The 4,566-nt window shown below is 70.6% G+C and carries 5 protein-coding genes and 2 pseudogenes; 4 read left to right on the top strand and 3 right to left on the bottom strand.

The annotated features are described in order from the left end of the window. Positions 1-203: pseudogene (locus JNW89_RS28470) on the top strand (hypothetical protein); the annotation flags it as partial. Between the two features lie 62 nt (positions 204-265). Here JNW89_RS28470 and rox read toward each other — a convergent pair. Next, entirely contained in the window at positions 266-1,693 is a 1,428-nt protein-coding gene (rox, locus tag JNW89_RS28465; protein ID WP_238451456.1) for a rifampin monooxygenase, read from the bottom strand. Positions 1,694-2,006: 313 nt separating this feature from the next. Beyond that, entirely contained in the window at positions 2,007-2,333 is a 327-nt protein-coding gene (locus tag JNW89_RS28460; protein ID WP_238451455.1) for a hypothetical protein, read from the bottom strand. A gap of 113 nt (positions 2,334-2,446) precedes the next feature. On the opposite strand from JNW89_RS28460, the gene JNW89_RS28455 reads away from it, so the two are divergent. The 3 genes from JNW89_RS28455 (at position 2,447) to JNW89_RS28445 (ending at position 4,230) form a co-directional block, all read left to right on the top strand. Further along, positions 2,447-2,806, top strand: a complete 360-nt coding sequence (locus tag JNW89_RS28455) for a helix-turn-helix transcriptional regulator (RefSeq protein ID WP_238451454.1) — start codon at positions 2,447-2,449, stop codon at positions 2,804-2,806. After that, complete coding sequence (locus JNW89_RS28450) at positions 2,803-3,498, top strand: cation transporter (protein WP_238451453.1); 696 nt, start codon at positions 2,803-2,805, stop codon at positions 3,496-3,498. The genes JNW89_RS28455 and JNW89_RS28450 overlap by 4 nt, the downstream gene beginning before the upstream one ends. A 252-nt stretch (positions 3,499-3,750) precedes the next feature. Beyond that, positions 3,751-4,230, top strand: coding sequence for a CPBP family intramembrane glutamic endopeptidase (locus tag JNW89_RS28445; RefSeq protein WP_255541348.1), 480 nt, complete (start codon positions 3,751-3,753; stop codon positions 4,228-4,230). A 116-nt stretch (positions 4,231-4,346) separates the two neighbouring features. Here the strand turns inward: JNW89_RS28445 and JNW89_RS28440 are convergent. Beyond that, a pseudogene (locus tag JNW89_RS28440) lies at positions 4,347-4,566 on the bottom strand (hypothetical protein); the annotation flags it as partial.

The following is a 4,566-nucleotide window of genomic DNA, read 5'->3' as shown; positions in this document are numbered from 1 at the left end:
CGTCCAGCCCGCCGATGCATGAGATCCGGACCGCGACGTTCGACATGCAGATCTGGTTGGTCGACAGGTGGACCGGAACACCCGTCAACGCCGCGCCGGACGAGCACGACGCTGTGGCGTGGTTCGAGACGTCCGACCTTGACAGCCTGCGTCTCGCCCATGAGTCGTATCTCTCGATGCTCACCGCCGTGCTCGTCACATGACGTCGCTCCGGAAGCCAGGGGTGCGCGCTCATCGGCAGAGCGCAACATGACCGCCGCGCTGCTCAGTTGACGGCAGCGCCGAACCACCTTGGCAGCTGGCTGAGGAGATCCGCCTGGTCTTCGCCGGCCCAGGCCACGTGACCGTCCGGCCGCAGCAGCACGGCGGGCACATCCAGTTCCTCGCTGCCGTCGACGACGTGGTCGATCCGGTCGGCCCACCCGGTGACCGAGAGTCGGCCGGTGCGGTCGAGGAGCAGCCCGCGACCACTGTGCAGCAGCTCGTAGAGGCGACCCCGCTGCAAGCCGATGTCGCGCAGCCGCCTGCCGAGCAGCTCATGCCCGGCGCCGAAGTCGTAGCGGACTCCGATCGCAGTGATCTTCTCGGTCAGGTACCGGCTCACGTTCTCGAAGGCCATCAGTTCCGACAGCAGCCGGCGCAATGCCTGGGGGCCCGGCTCGGGAGACAGCAGCTGCATCTGCGCGCGGGTGTTGTCCAGCACGTCGGCGGCCACCGGGTGCCGCTCGGTGTGGTAGCTGTCCAGCAGCCCTTCCGGCGCCCAGCCGTTGATTTCGGCGGCCAGCTTCCAGCCGAGGTTGAACGCGTCCTGGATGCCGAGGTTGAGCCCCTGCCCGCCGACCGGCGGGTGGATGTGCGCCGCGTCGCCGGCCAGCAGCACCCGGTCGACCCGGTAGCGCTCGGCCTGCCGGGTCGCGTCGCCGAAGCGGGACAGCCAGCGCGGTGAGTGCACGCCGAAGTCGGTGCCGGCGTACACCCGCAGCTGTTGCCGGAACTCCTCGATGGTCGGCGGGACCGTGCGGTCCTCGGCCACCCCCTCGGCGGGCACGACGACGCGATGCACCCCTTCCCCGAAGGGCGCGAGGCCGAACCGCTTGTGGGTCTTGCGGACCTCGGCCACGACGGCGGCCACCGTCTCCGGTGGCGCGGCCACCGCCATCTCGCCCAGCAGCGTCTCGACCCTGGTGGGCTCGCCGGGGAAGCCGACGCCGAGCAGCTTGCGTACCGTGCTGCGGCCGCCGTCGCAGCCGACGAGGTAGCGCGCGCACAGCTGCGTGCCGTCGGCCAGCTCGGCGGTCACCCCGTGGTCGTCCTGGCTCAGCCCGACCAGCTCGCAGCCGCGCCGGATCTCGGCGCCGAGCTCGGTGGCGCGCTCGGCCAGCAGGCGATCGGTGATGGTCTGTGGGATGCCCAGGACGTAGGGATGCGCGGTGTCCAGCCCCTCGGGCGAGGGCTTGTCGATGCCGGCGAAGAAGCCGCCGACCGGGTACTGCCGCCCGTGCGCGAGGAACCGCTCCAGCAGACCGCGCTGGTCCATCACCTCGATGCTGCGCACGTGCAGGCCGAGCGCGCGGACGAACGCGGTCGGCTCCGCCTCCTTCTCCAGCACGAGCACGTGCACGCCGTGCAGCCGCAATTCACTGGCCAGCATCAAGCCGGTCGGTCCGCCGCCGGCAACGATCACGTCAATCATGAAACCCCCCATTGCATTTAGGCCAGCTGCTCCGCACGTACTTTCAGGAATCATTGATTTCCGCAGGCCCTGGCCTCGGCCGGCAATTCTGTGGCACGACCCGGGTCTTGCCGCAAGGCCCCCCGTGCGCTATATATTGAGAGTGGCAGGGGATGAGCCGCTGATCCCGTCCCTGGCCACACAGCCCTTCGCCAGACAACAGAGATCCCCGCCAGCGGAAACGCCGGTGGGGATTTTGCTGTTGGTGCCCCCTGCCGGAAGTTGGCGGCGCACGGAGCTGTCGCACCACCGCCCCGGAGCGGGCGGTTGGTGGCTAGTCCCGCCGCAGGATGAACCATCCCGCCGCGGTGGCGGCAAGGAGCATCGCCACCGCGAACAGAGCGGCGCCGAGCACAAAAGGCGTAGGGATCAGGAACGGAGCTGGCTGGATCAGCAGACTCGCCCCCACCAGCGCCGCGCCGCCGCCGATGCGGACTGGCTGGGGTCGCTGGCTCGTCGTCGGACGCCCGAAGCGCAGCCAGGCCCGGGGGAACCGTCGTGACAGGGCGACGTGCACACCGAGTACGAGCGCGAAGAGGCTGACCACCACGATCACCAGGCGGCCGGCGACCAACGGCGGGCCCGTGTCACTCGGGCTCATGCGGCCATCATTGACGCGGTGTCAAGGTCGCCCGTGAGAGCCGGCCGTCCCGGCTTCCCGCCCCTGTTGGCGTGGGTTGCAGATCGATCGCTGGAGTTGACTATCATCACGTTGTGGCGATTGATTGTGGTCCCGGGCTGGCTCCGGCGGTGGCGTTGTTCCGGTCTCTCGGCGACCCGACCCGGCTGGCCATCCTGCGCCGGATCGCGACCGGGGAGGCTCGGGTGGTGGACCTGACCGGCGAGTTGAGGTTGGCGCAGTCCACGGTGTCGAAGCACCTGGCGTGTCTTCGTGACTGCGGGCTGATCGACTATCGGGCCGAGGGCCGCCAGTCGTTCTACGCCCTGACGCGGCCGGAGCTTCTGGACCTGCTGCGTTCGGCCGAACAGGTCCTCGCCGCGACCGGCGAGGCGGTCGCCCTGTGCCCCACGTACGGGAGGTCGGCCGGGTCGCCGTCGGAGGTGAGCGCGTGAGCGCCTCGCTGCTGACCCCCGAGCGTCGGGCGGTGCTGTCCCGGCGCAGCCTCTGGCTGGCCTACGCCACCGCCGGCTACAACCTGCTGGAGGGCCTGGTCGCCATCGCCGCCGGCGCGGCGGCCTCGTCGACGGCGCTGATCGGCTTCGGCCTGGACTCGTTCGTCGAGGTGTCCAGCGCGGCCGTGCTGATCTGGCAGTTCCGCTCTCGGGTGCCCGAGGATCGGGAACGCCTGGCGTTGCGGCTCATCGGCGCGTCGTTCTTCGCCCTCGCGGCCTGGGTGACCTTCGACGCCGTCCGCTCGCTGCTTGCCGGCGGCGACGCCGACGCCAGCCCGGTGGGGATCGGCCTCGCCGTGGCGTCGCTGCTCGTGATGCCGCTCCTCGTGGCGGCCAAGCGGCGTACCGGACGGGAACTCGGCTCGGCAACGGTCATGGCCGACTCGACACAGACCATGCTCTGCACCTACCTCTCCGCGGTGCTGCTCGTCGGCCTGATCCTCAACGCCGCCTGGGGCTGGTCGTGGGCCGATCCGATCGCCGCGCTCGTGATCGCCGCAGTCGCGGTCAAGGAAGGCGTCGAAGCCTGGCGGGGTGAACACTGCGACGACTGCGCGCCCCTGCCCGCCGTCGACGCCACCGGCCAAGCCTCGGGCTGCGCTGATGACTGCTGCACCGACCGGAAGACGTGACCGGTGACCTGACGCGCGTTGCTGTTCCTTCGTAATGCCCTTGAACAGCCGCAGCGACAATTGACAAAGCGTCACGATCTTGACGAAGAAATCGCCGCCAATAAGGCTCACCCTGCTGCTGGTGGCCGCCGATGACGATTGTCGGCGGGTCGCGTAATCGCCATCGGGGGAAGGTGACGATCGATCAGACGATTCGTCGGTCTAGCCTGTGCCGCATGGACGGCGGGCTGACCTACGAACGACTGGCGTCCGCTGCAGGCGGCCGGTGAGGAATACGCGACCAGAGGGTTCCTCCTGCAGACCTTCGGGGCGTATCACCGCTGGGTCGGCATCCTCGGCTCGGCTCTGGTCTTCACCCTGATGCACGGCATCGGCACCTGGTCCGGCTTCCTCGCTCTGCTGGTCGGAGCCACGATCTGGGCGCTCCTGGTCATCCGGACCGGCGGCCTCGAGGTGTCCATCGCCGCGCACGCCGCGATGAACCTGCTGGCCTTCATCGCCACCGCCGCCTCCGGCGGCCTGGACGTCGTCGACGACACCACCGCCGCCGACGCCCCGATCGGCGCGACGCTCGTCATGCTGGGCGGCGACATCACCTACGCGGCCGGCGTCCTCCTCGTACTCCGCCTCGTCACCCGACATCGCCCGCGATGGGCCCCGGTGAGCCGCACCGTCGGCCAGCGGTCCGATGCCGGTCGCCCCGTCGTCCGAGACGCCGCCGGCGTCACCTAGGACCCGCGACGGTTCCCGTCGACCCGGACGGGCTGGAGCGGCCGGCTCGCCGCCGGCCGAGTGGAGCGGAGCCGGATCAGCGGAAGCCGCGGCCGGTGCTGAGGCGCGGTCTCGCGTCAGCGGTCCCGGCGTTGCTGCCCCTGGCGTCGCTGCGCCATGCCGCCCTGGATCGCCTCCCAGACGCTCCTACCGGCCTGCCGTAGCGTCTCGCCCGCCTGCCCGGCGAGCTGGGACGCCTGCGCGGTTCCGCCCTGCTGCCGCCCGCCCTGGACGCCTTCAGCCCCGCCCTGACCGTGCGCGCCCGGCTGCTCCTCGCCTCGCCCGCCGCCCTCGGCC

It is taken from the genome of Micromonospora sp. 4G55, from assembly GCF_016803375.1.
The sequence above is the reverse complement of the archived record's forward strand: the minus strand, read 5'-3'. Positions and strand labels throughout refer to the sequence as shown.

Excerpts from the sequence above, each read along its gene's own strand:
- rox (WP_238451456.1), bottom strand. The coding sequence starts at position 1,693 with ATGATTGACGTGATCGTTGCCGGCGGCGGACCGACCGGCTTGATGCTG.
- JNW89_RS28460 (WP_238451455.1), bottom strand. The coding sequence starts at position 2,333 with ATGAGCCCGAGTGACACGGGCCCGCCGTTGGTCGCCGGCCGCCTGGTG.